We start from the raw sequence: 14,723 nt of genomic DNA on the forward strand, positions 1-14,723 counted from the left end.
TTGAATGTTATGTATTACTTATCAATGCCTCTTACTATAGTTCTTTACGTTTTTGTGATTACTTTTTTTATTACTTCAATATTTAAGATTGAGAACTTGAAGTGGAGAAGAGAAGTATCAGTTAGAACACAGTCGATTACTATTCTTCTAGGTAGATTTTTTTGTGTTATTGTAGTGCTATTTCTAGTATGGACTTCAATTCCTTTTTTGAAAGATAGTTTTCGGTTGGTTACAGGTCAGTATATTGTTGTTGAAGGATATGTCCAAGATTTAAACCATAAATCAAAAGATCTAAATGAATATGTAGTATTGAGTGGAGTAAAGATTTCTTTTTTATTTGATTCTCAACTAGAAATCGGTAAAAAGTATAGAATAAAATATCTACCTAATACGCAGACCGGTATTAACAGTATTGAAATAAAATAATTGTGAGGGCATTCGAAATGCCATCAACTTCGTCTAACACCGTATTTACGCCGCGTAGCTAACGCTCCTTGGTCTGCCAGAGGATAATTCGGAGGAGAGGAATCAAACAGACAACCCTGCACTACCTAACCGTGTCGTGGTCGGTCGCTATCACTCCCTTAAGGCAGTGAGGGTTCGTAGATACAAGAAGGTTATGTGAAACCGACGAAAACAGGTAAAACCTCGAAAGGATGATTACTTATGCCGTATATATTTGGAAACAGAAGGGTTCTTAGAGAATACCGAGATTCAGATTTAGATCATATAAGACAATGGGTTAATGATCCAGAAATAACCAACACTTTATCAGATAATTTCTTATATCCTCATTCCAAGTATGAGACAGAGTTCTTCTTTAGAACGATGGTTGAAGGAAAGTCAAGTAGCAAGAGTTTTATCATAGCAGTCAAAGACTCTTTGGAATACATCGGTCAAATTGATTTATATAAGATTGACTGGAAGAATCGATTTGCTCTTTTGGCTGTTGTCATAGGAAGAAAAGAATATTTAGGCAAAGGCTATGGCAGTGAAGCAATTCGAGTACTACAGAAGTTTGCCTTCGAGGAACTAAATTTAAATAGAATAGAGCTTGAAGTATACGAGTACAACGAAAGAGCCTATAAATGTTATCTAAAATGTGGCTTTAAAGAAGAAGGAAGATATAGAAAGAAGATATACAAGAAAGGTAAATACTGGGACAGCATATGTATGAGTATTCTAAGAAGCGAATATGAGTAGTTAGAAGTAGATTCGATTATTACGGAGAATTAATACTAGGAGGGGCTATATGGCAAATAAAAGAAAGCAATATATAATTATTTTGTTATTAATTATATTGTTTGGCCTATCAGCTTGCACGAGTACTAGATTTGATATATACGAAGGAAAGTCTTTAAATATAGCAGTTATTGGAGAGTCTCCGCAAGTAGTAGAAGAGCAAGTTAACTTCAAAGAAATTTCTTTTGATGATTTGGATAAAGGAGCCTTAGAAGCGTATGATGCTGTTTTTGTTATGAGAGAAAATCTTTACCAAGCAGCAGAAAGACAATATGCAGACATCTATTCAAATTCACGAATACCAATCTTTTTTATTTCAACTACAAGTCATATACCTTTTACTGAAAAGGATATTGAATATGGAGAGATTTGGGATTGGTCTCCAGGTGTTAGCTATGCTGTCGGTGTCTATAAATCAAACGAAGACGATACATTAAAGGGCTGGGGATTAAGTTTGTATAATGATGAAAAAACCGACGAAAACATAGAAGAGGTTTACTCAAGAATCTTTATGAAAATAGAAGAACAAAGTCCGTCGGACAACGCAAAGACCTAATAATTTTCAAACAGGAGAAAATGAAATGTCACCTTTAATTAAAGGAATTATTCTCGGGTTTTCCATTTGCAGGAATGGAGATAGGACCTGTATCCAAATCATCAGTAAATATAGTCTTAGGTGTATTCTTAGGCTCAGCATTATGGTGGTTATTATTAAGTACGATTGTCGGATTGTTTAGACAAATGATTAGTAATCGAACTATGAAGTTAATTATTATGATATCAAGTCTCATTTTATTGGGATTCGGAGTATATAGTATCTATAAAGCTTATATAGGACTATCCTGAGAGTGAATCTCTCGGGTACAGATACAAGAACGTTATAGGAAATATCCGCAAATAATTAAAGAAAGGGAGTTTTTCATGGAACTGCAAGAAATCATTCAAAAATTAAAAGAAACAAGAGACGAATTACTAGGAATTCTGAATGGATTGAGTGGAGATCAATTAAACAAACGGAAAGGTTCAAACAGTTGGAGTATTAGTCAGATATGTCATCACTTGATTAAGACAGAAGAATTATATGTCGTAGCAATAAAGAAAGGATTAAAGAGCAAGGAAGATTCATTCATAGAGAATAAACCATTAGAATTTCTACTTGATAGAAGTATAAAGTTAGAAGCTCCTGAGATTGCTAAACCAACTGATGAAATTTTAGAATATCAAGAAATCATTGAAAAATTAAACAATTCAAGAGTGAAGTTATATGACATATTAAACACAGTAGAAGACCCATCACTGCTGAGTAGAAGGCATTTTATACACCCAGTCTTTAAAGAGATGTTATTGATTGAATGGGTTAGATCAGTGTACTTGCATGAACAAAGACATATTAAACAAATTAATGAAATTATAAGATGGATTTAAGTAAGTATTCAAAGGAGCCTAATCAATGAATCAAATGACACGTGATAAAGCCTTACAATATGCCAAGTATCGCTTGCCTTATTCGACTGAGGCCTGTAAGTTTGTCATTGATACAGCGAAAGTAAGTCAAGGTGTTGTTGCAGATGTTGGTGCAGGAACTGGACTTCTGACACAGCATTTTGTTGGCAATGTAGGGAAGGTATTTGCAATAGAGCCTGAATTTGAAATGCGTAAAATTTCACATGAGTTAATTGGGGAAAGACAGGATATTGAATACATAGATGGAGTGGCTGAGAAAACAAAGCTTCTGGACCAGTCAATAGACTTAATTGTAGCGGCAAATGCATATCATAGATTTCAACCGGAGGACACAATTAAAGAATTTAAAAGAATACTTAAACCACATGGAATGTTAGCTATTTTCTCATATCATGATGACTATAATTTCATTCGAGATACAATGCGTGTATGTAACATTGAACAATACAATAAACGAATAACTGCTACGAGGTATAAGGAGCCTGTTGAATATTTTTATGGCGCTTCAACGCCAAGTAGATTTTTATTTGAACAAAAACATAACGAGACATGGGATGAATATTGGGGAGCAGTTGTCTCCGGTATGGAATCGCCAAATGTAAGCGAAGATTGGTTTGTAACATTTCAAGAAGCACATAAACAACGATTTAATGATATTGCAATAAATGGTCAAATCACAGTCATGTACAATACAGAAGTGTGGTTAGGTCAACCCAAATATTTATAAGAATGTTCTGGAAAAATAATGGGCGGCAACGAGTGAGTGGTAAAGGATTAATCTCGGATCTCAATCATAACGCCAAAATCAAAACAGCCGCCGGCTCTCAAAGCCAGGCGGCCGTTCCTATTTTTCCTTACTTTACTTCGTTCAGACGCTCTTCCAGACGATCCCAAGTTTCGGTGATGCCCTGCAGCATGCCCATGTCCATAACGGTCTTGAGGGCCTCTGCGGACACATATTCACCACGGTTGACCAGCTTCGTTTTGCCGTCCAGATCGATGAATTCCAACGTGACCTCGGTCGATGGCATGTTCTCGTTCGTATTACATTCGGCATCCGAGAAGTAATCTGTGTAGTTGATCGTCTTCGGCTCGACAATGTCTTTGTAAACGGCTTTGCCCCAAGATTCCATGCCGTAAAATTGACCTAGATTCTGATCGACACACTTCATGCAGTAGTGCCAAACGCCGCCCGGTCGGAAATCGACGTTGCAAACCGGAATCTCCCAGCCTCTTGGTCCCCACCAACGCTTAAGATGCTCAGGGTCTTTAAACATCTCGTACACGAGATCGCGCGGCGCGTCGAAAACGCGCTCCAGCACCAGCACCCGTTCGTTTTCTACACTCGAAACCATTGAATTGTTTGACATTGTAAATCCTCCTCAATATTTGAATGAACTTATGATTTCTCCTTGTTGTGCAACTAATGCAAGAGTTGCACATCGTCTTGTTGAATTGAATATACATCATAGAGAATATTCCTGTCAAGGAATATTTAAACGATATATGAGGGCACAGGATGCAAAAGAAGATGATTCGCAGCATGACAAAAAAAAGGCAGCCATTTCGGCTGCCTTCTTCTCTAATCATGTATATCGGCCCACATCTCGTCTTCGACATCCAAATGGATCTGATCACGATAGACGCGGCGATTGTATTCGGAAAACATATAACGTTCGATGGCCTCAAGCATATTGGCTTCGACGAGATATTGCAGACGGCCCTGAATGGTCACTTCTGCGGTAAACCCGTTCTCTTCATCCCAGCACAATTCAACGAGTACATCTGTAGGTCGAACTTGTTTGCGTTCCGCCATGTGAGTACAAATGGCATTAACGATTTCATCCATCGATAAGCGCATAACTTAGTACCTTCTATGGCGATCGCCATCTGCTACTTTACGACGGTTCTTGAAGTAAGTGAACAGAGAGCGTACAATTGCAAAAATAATGAAGATTGCTGCGACGTTAATAAGTAGGCCGAACATATTTGCCATAAATCCGGAACCTAACATACTTCCGAATAACATACCAGCAAGTCCACCCATCATCAATCCGCCTAAGAAGCTACCGCCACTGAAAAATCCTCTTTTACCCGTAGTAGCAGTCGTTCCGGATTTAGATCTCGAACCGCTGTCCGATTTGTTCACATTGTTCTGCGATCTTGACGGCGTGTTGTTGTACGATTTTGTACCCGATTTGAACCCGCCACGTGGCTTGGCATCGATAACACTTGGTGTAACGACGACCATCATGAGTAAGAAAGCCATCATGACTAATACCAATTTACGCATGCTTTCTGATTCCCCTTTGTAGGTTGTGTATGATATTCTTCACATTACATACGGACGTAAACGAACATGGTTTCAATTATTTCAATAAATCGATTAAAATAATCTTATTAATTGACGAGAGTGGGGAGTCGATCGTGAAGTACCCGGAAGCATATATTGACTATTTAGTGGAATTCCACGGGACACGAGATTATTTTGAGTGCCATGAGATTATGGAGGAGCATTGGAAAGAGGACGCGCAGGATCCGTTAACAGTGACATGGTTAGGTCTGATTCAAGTCGCGGTATCAAGCTACCATCACCGACGGGGGAATCGAGCAGGCGCAGTGAAAATGCTCCATACGGCAATTAAGCATAGTGATCCACAGCCGTTAAGTCAATTAGGAATCGATGCTACAGCGTGGATTCAAGCATTGCAAATACGTTACGAAGCACTTGTGCAGCAGCAGGAAGCACTCTTTACTGATCTAAATATACCCCTTGTAGATGTTCGATTAATTGCGCGTTGTGAGCAGCGATGCATAGAAGCAGGATTGACATGGTGTGCACCAAGTGATACTTCGAATGTGGAGCTTATTCATCGGCATAAGCTTCGCGATCGATCTGAAGTCATTGCAGAGCGTAAGAGGCAGCTCGCAGCCAGACATGCGAACAATGCGTAACTTAGGATAATCATTTCCAATCCATATATATATTCCCTCCATGAAGCTTGCTAGATAAATGCAAAACGAGAGCTTTTTATAAGCTCTTTTTTTTTAATTCAGTACCTTGCATTATTCAGTAGTGTGCTATATACTCTTCTTAGGTAGTGAATGATATTCAGTACTGATTAATGGATTCCTAATACAATAAATGAAGCGGGTGAACCGAGTGAACGTCCAAGTACAGTTCAAAAAAGGCGTATTGGAGTTATGTGTCCTTTACTTGATTCATAAACAAGATAAGTACGGCTACGAATTGGCGCAGCAAGTATCGGAGCATATTGAGGTGGCTGAGGGCGCGCTCTATCCTTTATTAAGGCGACTCGTCAATGATGGGTATTGTTCGACCTATCTTCAAGAATCAACGGAAGGACCGCCGCGTAAGTATTACCAGATTACGCCGATGGGTGAGATTTATTTGAAAGAAATGATTACGGAATGGCGAAGATTTGTTGGAAGTGTAACGAAGTTAATTGGGAAGGATGAGACCCTTGAATAAAGCAGAGTTTATGACATTACTTGAGAGACATATCGTCTTAATGCCGGTACATGAACGCAATGAGCTGTTACAGGAGTATGCGGCCCATTTCGAATTTGGGCGTCAGAACGGGAAGTCGGAGGAAGCCATTGCTCAGGAGTTAGGGCATCCTGTCGAGCTTGCCTACGAAATATTGGGTGATCGCTATGTGGATCCTCAATTATATTCTCCGCCGCCAGGTCCATCATCGACAGGGGGCAGGATGGGCAAGGCGATCGGATTATTCTTTCTGAATATTCTACTCGTGATTCCGATGGGAGCTGCGCTCTATTCTCTGGGTGTTGCGATCACGGGAATTCTCGTAGCTTGTCTGTCTGCGCCGCTGATCGTCGTTGCGGATTTCGTCATTCATGGGCAGTTTGTGATGTATAAAATTTTCTTGGCACTCATTATGGTTGGTATTGGCTTATTTATGGTGTTTGGCGTGAAGAACATGTGGAAAGGCATTATTCATGGAACTCTGCGCTATATCCAGTGGAATATGAATACTGTTACGGGGAGTGAGAGACGATGATTCGCAAATTTACTTATTTCATAGCGACATGCTGCATTGTCATAGGTGTCATAGGATTGTTAGTTTATGGGGTCAAAGACCCTACTGTGAAGGATGTGGCTTACACGAAAAAATGGGATTTCAAGGCGGCGGAATTCAAGAACTTCATACTTAATAGTGATTATGATATCGATGTTGAATTTAGGGAGAGCCCTGATCAGTCAGGCTACGTAGAACTCTCTGGCAAGCTTCCCCCGGAGAATATTGCGTCCCTTGAAAAAGTTGAAATCCAAAGTGCAAGCTTGAATCTGGATCTTGAGCGGGATTCACGATTTCAATTTCAAGTCTTTGATTTTTCATTCTCATCAGATCAGAAACTTGTGATTTCTCTTCCACAAGGTGAAGTCCTAGATCAAATGGAGCTTAATAGCACGTCGAGTAATATCGATGTGGAACGTGCACGAGCAAAGTCGGTAAAGATGAAGACAACATCAGGCGATTTGTATGTCAAGCAACTGGATGCAGAACAGGTGAAGCTCGAAGCGGCATCGGGCAACATCAAGGGGCAAGAATTACAAGGTCAGGTCGAATTAACGACGAAATCGGGAGAAGTTCGTCTGGATCAGCTCTCTGGAGATATCGTGGCAGTTGTTACTTCGGGCAATATTGACGTAAAAGACCATGTGGGGACGGCGAATCTTCGTACAACATCGGGGAATATCGAATTAACGCAATTGCAGATTACACCGGAAGTGAGTCTCGAATCGACGTCGGGGAATGTAGATTTGACCATTCCGCAAGCATTCGATGGGGTCTATGATGTGAAGACGAATTCGGGAGAAATCGAAATACCGGATACGACGTTTACGACGAAAGATATGGTGAAAGCACGCACTTCATCTGGTAATATTACAATTGATAAGAAGTAAGAAAAGCACGCCATCACGGTCGTATTCGTGAGGCGTGCTTCTTTGTTATCACCCAATAGGATTAATTCACTTCAGCCATTTCCAACTTGCCAGTCTCCGAATCCATAATCAGACCATGAACTTGGACGCTGCTTGGCATAAGTGGATGGTTGCGAATAATCGCGACGCTGCTCACGACGCCTTCTTCAACACTTTCGAATCCACGCAAGAAGCGGTTCATCTTGATGCCGGAATTTTCAAGTGTTGAGATAACGGTCTCTGAGATTCCACGCTCTATAGCCTGTGCCACAATATTCTCGGAGTTTAATTTCGTCATCCCGCATCCGCGATGGCCTACGACTAAGACTTCTTCAGCTCCTAGTTCGTAGATAGCCACCAGAATACTCCGCATGACCGATCCGAAAGGCTGGGTGATGATCGCTCCGGCATTTTTAATGATTTTAGCATCGCCGTTCTTCAGATTCATGGCTTTTGGCAGCAGCTCGACAAGACGAGCATCCATACAGGTCAAGATGACGAGCTTTTTCTCCGGGAACTTGTCCGTTTTATAGGTCTCATAACCTTTCGTCTCAACGAAGGCTTGGTTGAATTCTAGAATCGTCTCAAGATTTGACACAGGGATTCCTCCTCATTATATCTGGAAATTGTATAATTCAATTGGCTAAGCTCTACGATCCACTAGCTTAACATTGGAGCTGTAAATCTGGCTATCACTGGATAATTTGAAGCTGGTCGACCCGCTAAGATCGATCTTCATACGCTCTTCAAAAAAAATGATCCGCGCTTTATCCGTGGCCATAGGTGGCCCGTTCGAGTCCACAAGGATATCGGTCTCTTCGATGGCCGAGACCAAATGCAGCGCAGGTAGTCCGTTGCAGCCGCAACCTTCGGTGTCGTAGACGAGCTTGAGATAGCAGGTTGTAGAACCCGTGCCGATTCGCTCACTAATCGCTTCGAGTGCTTCGTCTGTCAGATGAATGTACATGCAGGTTCTCCTCTCCCTTGTGTGACATATGTCATCTTTTTCTCTTAACAGTTGATTATACGCTTTGCAAAAAGTATCATCAAGAGGGGAGTGAAAACCAACGAATTAGAATATATTGCGAGGGGCGGTAATCGAATGAATCCAGAGATTGAACAACAAGTGAAAGATTTTCGCGAATTGGTTCAAAAAATTAAGAGTTATGAGGAAGCACTAGGTGTGATGTATTGGGATTTGCGTACAGGTGCGCCTAAAAAAGGAATGGAAGCCCGTTCTGAGGTCATCGGCGTTCTATCGACCGAAATGTTCAAATTATCCACATCCGATGAGATGGGTGAATATGTTGCGTCATTGTCAGAGCCAGAGGCATATGCCCAGCTGGATGAGATGAATCAGAAGATCGTCCAGGAATGCAAGAAAGAGTATGAGAAGAGCAAGAAGATCCCAGCGAAAATGTATCAGGAATACGTAGTGTTAACAACACAAGCGGAGAATGTCTGGGAAGAAGCAAGGGAAGCCGATGATTTCGAAATGTTCAAGCCTTATTTAGAAAAGGTTGTAGCCTATAACCAGCAATTCATCGATCTATGGGGTGCGAAAGAAACACGTTATGATACATTACTGGATATGTATGAGCCTGGATTAACTGTTGCGAAGTTGGATGAAGTATTCGGTGAAGTGCGTGCGCGAACTGTTCCGCTTGTTGCTGCTATTGCGGCATCGCAGGACAAACCGGATATGTCGTGCCTGGAACAGAAATTCGATATTGATAAACAGCGAGAAATCAGTCTATTCTTGCTAGAGCAAATGGGATATGATTTTGATGCGGGTCGTCTCGATGTGAGTGTACATCCATTCGCGACAGGCTTGAATCCGGGAGATGTACGTATTACTACACGTTATGACGAGAAGGATCTACCGAATTCCTTGTTCAGTTCATTACATGAAGGCGGACATGCACTCTACGAGCAGAACATTTCGAAGGATCTGATCGGAACACCGCTGTGTACCGGAACTTCGATGGGGATTCATGAATCACAATCCCGGTTCTGGGAAAATATGATTGGACGCAGCCGGTTGTTCTGGAATCGATATTATAAGGATGTTCAACGTATATTCCCAGGTCAGCTCGATGTATCTGCAGATGCGTTCTATCGCGCAATGAACCGTTCGGAGGCTTCGTTCATTCGTACGGAATCCGATGAGTTGACTTATAACCTACATATCATTATTCGTTATGAAATTGAGAAAATGTTGTTCAATGAAGGATTAAGTGTTGCGGACTTGCCGGCGGTATGGAATGCGAAGTATGAGGAATACCTTGGTATCACACCTCCATCGGACAGTTTGGGCGTTCTTCAAGATGTTCACTGGGGAGGCGGAGGTTTCGGTTATTTCCCATCGTACTCTCTCGGTAACATGTATGCTGCACAGATGATGCATACGATGCGTCAAGAGATGCCAGAGCTGGATAGCTATATTGAACAAGGCCGATTGGCACCGATCAAAGAATGGCTCACGGATAAGGTTTATCAATATGGTAAGAGCCAGACGCCGGGCGAGATCATTCAGCGCATTACAGGCGAGGAATTGAATCCTACCTATTTGATCGAATACTTAGAGAATAAATTTAAAGAAGTGTACAACCTGCAATAAAAGCCTTAAGAACCAGAAAAGCTCATCTTCCTGTTAGGGAAGATGAGCTTTTTCGTGCTGCCTTGCTAACTAGAACGTTGATGGATTTCGAATTCGTTTTCCGAATTGGAGGATAGCCTACGATCTCGCACGAAGCTCTTCAATTGTCTGTTTCATCCACTCAATATCGCAGCGAAACAGTGCAATTCGGTGTCTAATCGTTAGATTAACGCCATGTAGATGCTCTACATGGGGGGGAACATCTTCATAGGATGCGAGCAATTCCTCCGTTTTCGCTAACCGCTCGTTCAAGTATCCGATGACTTCGTCCTTCGGTAATTGATCCATGAAGCAGATGCCAATATCGCCATGCGGCAAGTAATCATTCACTTGGACCAGGGACATGCGCAGCAATTTATAGAATTTCTCCTCACCCGCTGGAGTAATGGAGTAGACTTGTTTGGCAGGCCGATTCCCGCCTTGCTCCGTTGTCGCTTCAATTAGACCCGATTCATTTAGCTTCTTCAATAACGAATAGGCAGTTGCCTTCTTCATATCCGATACGCGCCCCAGATTGCGCTCAATAAAATCATTAATTTGGTATCCATGCTGACTTTGGGATTTTAACAGCCCTAGAATGAGTAGTGTACGCTCGTCCATTTGTGCCCCTCCTAGAAGTAATTATTCTACAGGTGATTAGTCACACTTGACTATATACGTGTAAGTGGTAAACTTACGATATAAGTAGTTTAGTCACATGTGACTATATACTGACATTATACATGGGAAGCGCTTGACGCTCAACAAGTACGTTGAATGGAGTGAGAGGGATGAAACGGAATTTAACATGGAGCTTAATTATTTTTGCTGTTGGCGTATTTATGGGCGCATTGGATAACGGCATTATTACAGCAGCGCTCACAACGTTGAATCGATCTTTTGGAGTATCTCCAACATGGGGAGCTTGGACGATTACAGTATATACCTTGGGTCTGGCGATTAGTGTACCGATTATTGGCAAACTTTCTGATCGATACGGGCGCAAGAAACTGTTCATATTCGAGGTCTCATTATTTGGTCTAGGATCATTACTCGTCGCATTAAGTCCGAATTTCACCTGGTTCCTTGTGTGTCGATTCATCCAAGCCATGGGTGGCGGCGGAATATTTATTATTGCAAGTTCCTTTGTCTTAAATACATTTCCACGTGAGAAACAGGGGCGGATGCTCGGGATTCTCGGTGGGATGAACGGAATTGCATCGGTCCTTGGCCCGAATATCGGATCATTCATATTAAATATGACAGGGAGTTGGCATTGGTTGTTCCTGATCAATGTTCCGATTGCGATAGCTCTCGCGATTCTGGGGATGAAATTCATTCATGAAGAGCAGAAATTGATCAAAGCACGGCTTGATTATGCTGGCGTTGCGATTCTAAGCTTGGCTGTACTCTCTATGATGTACGGATTAACGAAGCTTGATGGTGTTAACCTCGTCGACAGTCTGACTTCGGGACCGTTTCTTGGATTTATTGCGATAGGACTCGTCCTGCTCGTGATCCTCGTGGTAACGGAACGCCGCGTTCAGAAATCATCAAAGGATCCGATCTTGCCGATTTTTCTATTTAAGAATGGGGTGTTTTGTTGGACCTTGTTCTATGCGATGCTCTCGGGGACGATTATTGCTTCCATTATCTTCGTTCCAGGCTTCATTGAACAATATTTAGGTGTAAGTTCGGCGGTCTCGGGTTATTGGTTCACGCCGCTCGCTCTAGCAGCTGGGGCTGGCGCCGCGTTTGGAGGCAGACTGGTGGACCGTAAAGGTTCTGTCTTCACGATGCTGACAGCAAGTGCGATTGCTGCGTTAGGCTTCTTGTTATTCGCAGTATGGGTGGAGCAAATCTGGCAGATGGTCATCGCGAGCTGTCTTGTAGGGATTGGGTTTGGTTCGATGCTGGGTGCGCCAGTGAATATTCTCGCTACAGAGAATGCAGGCGATAACAAGGGGGTTGCACTAGCGACAACGTCTTTGTCTCGTCAGATTGGATTGACGCTCGCACCAACATTGTTCGCGGGATTCCTTGCACGTTCGTTCATGCATATGGGGGATGCGATTAAGTCGCATTTGAGTGAAGCGCATATTCAAGCTGGTGCAGGTGCATTGCCGAACATACCGACACAAACGGATTTCAGCACGATACAAGCGGGAATTGCTCAAATTCCGGATCCAACGACGAAGAAAGCTTTGATGGATGCGCTTCACGAGGTCGTAGGGATAGGCTATCATGGCTTGTTTTACGCCGCTATGACGATCTGTATCGTATTGTTCGCAACAACGCTCGTCATTGGTGTTGTTCGCAAGAACAAGCAAGGGAGAAATCCACTGCAACAGAACTTATAAGATATTTCAAGTAGTGATTGAAAGCACTCTCCGGGGTGCTTTTTATGTTTGATAAATTATCCTAGGCATATGGTAGGATATTTGAGTGAATAAAGAAAATATATCATGTAACCACAAGAAATATCATTACAATGATCTCTTTGAATCTTTAAACTGTTATTAAGCAAAGTAGATCGCCTCACTTTTGCTCTATTGAAGGTGATCTTTTTTTGGCATATTATTGTTAGCAAGTAACCGATAATAATTGGCATAAGTATGGAGGGTTTCCATGTTCAAACAAAAAGATAGAGAGATTACGATGCATTTTATTAGAACTTTTGTATTGATTATCATTATTCCATTCATCATATTTATTAATATATTCTATAAATACTATTCAACCTCATTAATTCACAAGTCCATTGATCAAATGGTTCAGCAGTTGGATGCAGCATCTAACAATATGAACTCTGAGCTGAAACGAGCCTCCCTTACCATCTCTACAATCGCGAATGTAAATGACCACACGATTCTGGATGCAGTCTCAGCGTGGAGCAGAAGCTCAAGTTCAGTAGAGAAAATTCAACTTACGCGTGAGATCGATGCCTACTTAAATATTATCTCGAATTATAGCAATGAGATTGTAAGCGTTATCTTTACGTTGAAGGATGGAGGTTACTATTATTTTAAGAATCCTCCTACGATTTCCGATTCTTCCATTCGCAATCTGCCATGGTATCAAGAGACGCTGAGGAACAGTAATGGAACAGCAGTCATTGTTGATAGCCTGAACGGGATTACTTCAGATAAACAGGATATGTTTACCTTATTGCTTCATCCGGATCAATCGCTCGAAACAGAGGTTGAGATGGTTTATTTGATTACCCACGCCTCTCTGCCAGACTACATTCATAAGAATCCAGATATTGAACAATTCATGATTGATCGGAACGGTAATCGAATTGTGAATCAGAACAATCATGATAAAGTAGATCCAGAAATCTTAATGGAACTATCCAAGATGCTGAAGAAGCCAACTCATAATCGTGATGAGGATTACACCTTTATTAATATTAATGGAGCGAATAAGCTTATAAAGCTGTATTCATTTGAGAAGTCAGGTTGGAGTATCGTCAATATTTTAGATGAGAACATAGTTACGAGGGATGCAAATCAATTTTTAAAAATTTCCATCATTTTCATATTTGGTAGTTTTGCTTTATTTCTATTGTTTTTATTAAGTTTTTTTAAAGATATACTTCGGCCATTGCAGAATCTCATTCGAGCGATGAGAAGGGTGGAGACAGGCGATTTTTTTACGGAAGTAAAGGCAGACGGAAGAGGTGAGATTAAGCGGCTAGGATATTCCTTCAATCGCATGGTTTCTCAGATCAGAGATCTTATGCAAGAACGGGATTTGAAGGAACGAGCGCGCAGCCAGGCTGAAATCGAAGCTTTGCAATCACAGATTAATCCACACTTCTTATCGAATACATTGAATTCCGTTCGGCTTATGGCGATGATCGCAAAAACAGACAATATTCGTAAAATTATTGAGAGCCTATCTGCCCTTCTGACGCATGTATTTCGTGCACCAAACTCGCTAGCCCCGATTGGTCAGGAGATCAAAGTACTAGAGTCCTACGTGCATATTATGCAGGTTCGTTATGGAGGCAAGCTGAATATCCAATTTGATATTGATGATACGCTTTTGAATTACAGCATGCCCAAAATGCTGCTTCAGCCGATTCTAGAAAATGCCATTTTTCATGGACTTGATCAGCAACAGATGAACGAGTTGATTGAAGTGAAGGCGGTTCGGCATGAGCTTGGCGTATGCTTTACGATCACGGATTATGGTAAAGGAATGACAGACGAACAAATTAGGGGATTGCTGCAGCAGGGTGAGAAATACCAGCGTGGCAATTTTAGCGGGATAGGTGTACATAATGTGTTACAACGAATTGAGCTTAATTATGGTCATCCGTACGGTGTGGAGATTGATAGCCAGTTAGGTAGAGGGACCATCATTACGATTTTGCTCCCACTGATATTAACATAATACTTC

General features: G+C 41.6%; 18 protein-coding genes. 12 read left to right on the forward strand and 6 right to left on the reverse strand.

Annotated features, from left to right (window positions below; translation table 11 throughout):
- The first annotated feature begins 9 nt into the window (after positions 1-9).
- The 5 genes from C558_RS0107105 (at position 10) to C558_RS32435 (ending at position 3,433) form a co-directional block, all read left to right on the forward strand.
- The gene (locus tag C558_RS0107105; RefSeq protein WP_156826012.1) at positions 10-426 is read left to right on the forward strand and encodes a hypothetical protein; all 417 of its coding nucleotides are present in this window, start codon (positions 10-12) and stop codon (positions 424-426) included.
- Between the two features lie 240 nt (positions 427-666).
- Positions 667-1,203 (forward strand): GNAT family N-acetyltransferase, encoded by a 537-nt coding sequence (locus C558_RS0107110; protein WP_018755560.1) that lies wholly within the window; start codon positions 667-669, stop codon positions 1,201-1,203.
- A 49-nt stretch (positions 1,204-1,252) separates the two neighbouring features.
- A complete protein-coding gene (locus C558_RS0107115; protein ID WP_018755561.1) occupies positions 1,253-1,798 on the forward strand; it encodes a hypothetical protein in 546 nt (181 codons plus the stop codon).
- 365 nt (positions 1,799-2,163) lie between these two features.
- A complete protein-coding gene (locus C558_RS0107120) occupies positions 2,164-2,667 on the forward strand; it encodes a DinB family protein (protein WP_018755562.1) in 504 nt (167 codons plus the stop codon).
- 25 nt (positions 2,668-2,692) lie between these two features.
- Positions 2,693-3,433, forward strand: coding sequence for a class I SAM-dependent methyltransferase (locus tag C558_RS32435; protein WP_018755563.1), 741 nt, complete (start codon positions 2,693-2,695; stop codon positions 3,431-3,433).
- 127 nt (positions 3,434-3,560) lie between these two features.
- Here C558_RS32435 and C558_RS0107130 read toward each other — a convergent pair whose 3' ends face one another.
- From C558_RS0107130 to C558_RS0107140, 3 genes are all read right to left on the reverse strand, one after another.
- Positions 3,561-4,076, reverse strand: coding sequence for an SRPBCC domain-containing protein (locus C558_RS0107130; RefSeq protein WP_018755564.1), 516 nt, complete (start codon positions 4,074-4,076; stop codon positions 3,561-3,563).
- A gap of 212 nt (positions 4,077-4,288) precedes the next feature.
- A complete protein-coding gene (locus tag C558_RS0107135) occupies positions 4,289-4,567 on the reverse strand; it encodes a YxcD family protein (protein ID WP_018755565.1) in 279 nt (92 codons plus the stop codon).
- 3 nt (positions 4,568-4,570) lie between these two features.
- On the reverse strand, positions 4,571-4,999 hold the full coding sequence (locus C558_RS0107140) for a hypothetical protein (protein WP_018755566.1): 429 nt from the start codon (positions 4,997-4,999) through the stop codon (positions 4,571-4,573).
- Positions 5,000-5,133: 134 nt separating this feature from the next.
- Here C558_RS0107140 and C558_RS0107145 point away from each other — a divergent pair, with 134 nt between their 5' ends.
- The 4 genes from C558_RS0107145 (at position 5,134) to C558_RS0107160 (ending at position 7,660) form a co-directional block, all read left to right on the forward strand.
- Positions 5,134-5,661 carry a DUF309 domain-containing protein gene (locus C558_RS0107145; protein ID WP_245583741.1) on the forward strand — a complete coding sequence of 176 codons (528 nt, stop codon included), beginning with the start codon at positions 5,134-5,136 and terminating at the stop codon, positions 5,659-5,661.
- A gap of 208 nt (positions 5,662-5,869) precedes the next feature.
- Positions 5,870-6,199: a PadR family transcriptional regulator gene (locus C558_RS0107150; RefSeq protein WP_026263777.1), complete on the forward strand. Its 330-nt coding sequence runs from the start codon at positions 5,870-5,872 to the stop codon at positions 6,197-6,199.
- Positions 6,200-6,209: 10 nt separating this feature from the next.
- Positions 6,210-6,752 carry a DUF1700 domain-containing protein gene (locus C558_RS0107155; RefSeq protein ID WP_169445316.1) on the forward strand — a complete coding sequence of 181 codons (543 nt, stop codon included), beginning with the start codon at positions 6,210-6,212 and terminating at the stop codon, positions 6,750-6,752.
- Entirely contained in the window at positions 6,749-7,660 is a 912-nt protein-coding gene (locus C558_RS0107160) for a DUF4097 family beta strand repeat-containing protein (protein WP_018755570.1), read from the forward strand. Before C558_RS0107155 ends, C558_RS0107160 begins: the two co-directional genes overlap by 4 nt.
- A 61-nt stretch (positions 7,661-7,721) precedes the next feature.
- Here the strand turns inward: C558_RS0107160 and C558_RS0107165 are convergent, their stop codons facing one another.
- Together C558_RS0107165 and C558_RS0107170 are read right to left on the reverse strand one after the other, a co-directional pair.
- A complete protein-coding gene (locus C558_RS0107165) occupies positions 7,722-8,276 on the reverse strand; it encodes a beta-class carbonic anhydrase (RefSeq protein WP_018755571.1) in 555 nt (184 codons plus the stop codon).
- A 45-nt stretch (positions 8,277-8,321) separates the two neighbouring features.
- The gene (locus tag C558_RS0107170) at positions 8,322-8,645 is read right to left on the reverse strand and encodes an iron-sulfur cluster biosynthesis family protein (protein WP_018755572.1); all 324 of its coding nucleotides are present in this window, start codon (positions 8,643-8,645) and stop codon (positions 8,322-8,324) included.
- A 135-nt stretch (positions 8,646-8,780) separates the two neighbouring features.
- Here C558_RS0107170 and C558_RS0107175 point away from each other — a divergent pair, with 135 nt between their 5' ends.
- Positions 8,781-10,298, forward strand: a complete 1,518-nt coding sequence (locus C558_RS0107175) for a carboxypeptidase M32 (protein WP_018755573.1) — start codon at positions 8,781-8,783, stop codon at positions 10,296-10,298.
- Between the two features lie 117 nt (positions 10,299-10,415).
- Here the strand turns inward: C558_RS0107175 and C558_RS0107180 are convergent, their stop codons facing one another.
- Positions 10,416-10,937 carry a PadR family transcriptional regulator gene (locus C558_RS0107180; protein WP_018755574.1) on the reverse strand — a complete coding sequence of 174 codons (522 nt, stop codon included), beginning with the start codon at positions 10,935-10,937 and terminating at the stop codon, positions 10,416-10,418.
- Between the two features lie 170 nt (positions 10,938-11,107).
- Between C558_RS0107180 and C558_RS0107185 the strand changes: the two genes are divergently transcribed.
- Positions 11,108-12,676 carry an MFS transporter gene (locus tag C558_RS0107185; protein WP_018755575.1) on the forward strand — a complete coding sequence of 523 codons (1,569 nt, stop codon included), beginning with the start codon at positions 11,108-11,110 and terminating at the stop codon, positions 12,674-12,676.
- A gap of 268 nt (positions 12,677-12,944) precedes the next feature.
- Positions 12,945-14,717 carry a cache domain-containing sensor histidine kinase gene (locus tag C558_RS0107190; protein WP_018755576.1) on the forward strand — a complete coding sequence of 591 codons (1,773 nt, stop codon included), beginning with the start codon at positions 12,945-12,947 and terminating at the stop codon, positions 14,715-14,717.
- Positions 14,718-14,723: the final 6 nt, after the last annotated feature.

The sequence above is a fragment of the Paenibacillus terrigena DSM 21567 genome, assembly GCF_000374845.1.
GTDB lineage: Bacteria > Bacillota > Bacilli > Paenibacillales > Paenibacillaceae > Paenibacillus_K > Paenibacillus_K terrigena.

Bases quoted from the DNA above. Each gene is read 5' to 3' on its own strand.
- C558_RS0107105 (WP_156826012.1), top strand. From the start codon at position 10: ATGTATTACTTATCAATGCCTCTTACTATAGTTCTTTACGTTTTTGTG.
- C558_RS0107110 (WP_018755560.1), top strand. From the start codon at position 667: ATGCCGTATATATTTGGAAACAGAAGGGTTCTTAGAGAATACCGAGAT.
- C558_RS0107115 (WP_018755561.1), top strand. From the start codon at position 1,253: ATGGCAAATAAAAGAAAGCAATATATAATTATTTTGTTATTAATTATA.
- C558_RS0107120 (WP_018755562.1), top strand. From the start codon at position 2,164: ATGGAACTGCAAGAAATCATTCAAAAATTAAAAGAAACAAGAGACGAA.
- C558_RS32435 (WP_018755563.1), top strand. From the start codon at position 2,693: ATGAATCAAATGACACGTGATAAAGCCTTACAATATGCCAAGTATCGC.
- C558_RS0107130 (WP_018755564.1), bottom strand. From the start codon at position 4,076: ATGTCAAACAATTCAATGGTTTCGAGTGTAGAAAACGAACGGGTGCTG.
- C558_RS0107135 (WP_018755565.1), bottom strand. From the start codon at position 4,567: ATGCGCTTATCGATGGATGAAATCGTTAATGCCATTTGTACTCACATG.
- C558_RS0107140 (WP_018755566.1), bottom strand. From the start codon at position 4,999: ATGCGTAAATTGGTATTAGTCATGATGGCTTTCTTACTCATGATGGTC.
- C558_RS0107155 (WP_169445316.1), top strand. From the start codon at position 6,210: ATGACATTACTTGAGAGACATATCGTCTTAATGCCGGTACATGAACGC.
- C558_RS0107160 (WP_018755570.1), top strand. From the start codon at position 6,749: ATGATTCGCAAATTTACTTATTTCATAGCGACATGCTGCATTGTCATA.
- C558_RS0107170 (WP_018755572.1), bottom strand. From the start codon at position 8,645: ATGTACATTCATCTGACAGACGAAGCACTCGAAGCGATTAGTGAGCGA.
- C558_RS0107175 (WP_018755573.1), top strand. From the start codon at position 8,781: ATGAATCCAGAGATTGAACAACAAGTGAAAGATTTTCGCGAATTGGTT.
- C558_RS0107180 (WP_018755574.1), bottom strand. From the start codon at position 10,937: ATGGACGAGCGTACACTACTCATTCTAGGGCTGTTAAAATCCCAAAGT.
- C558_RS0107185 (WP_018755575.1), top strand. From the start codon at position 11,108: ATGAAACGGAATTTAACATGGAGCTTAATTATTTTTGCTGTTGGCGTA.
- C558_RS0107190 (WP_018755576.1), top strand. From the start codon at position 12,945: ATGTTCAAACAAAAAGATAGAGAGATTACGATGCATTTTATTAGAACT.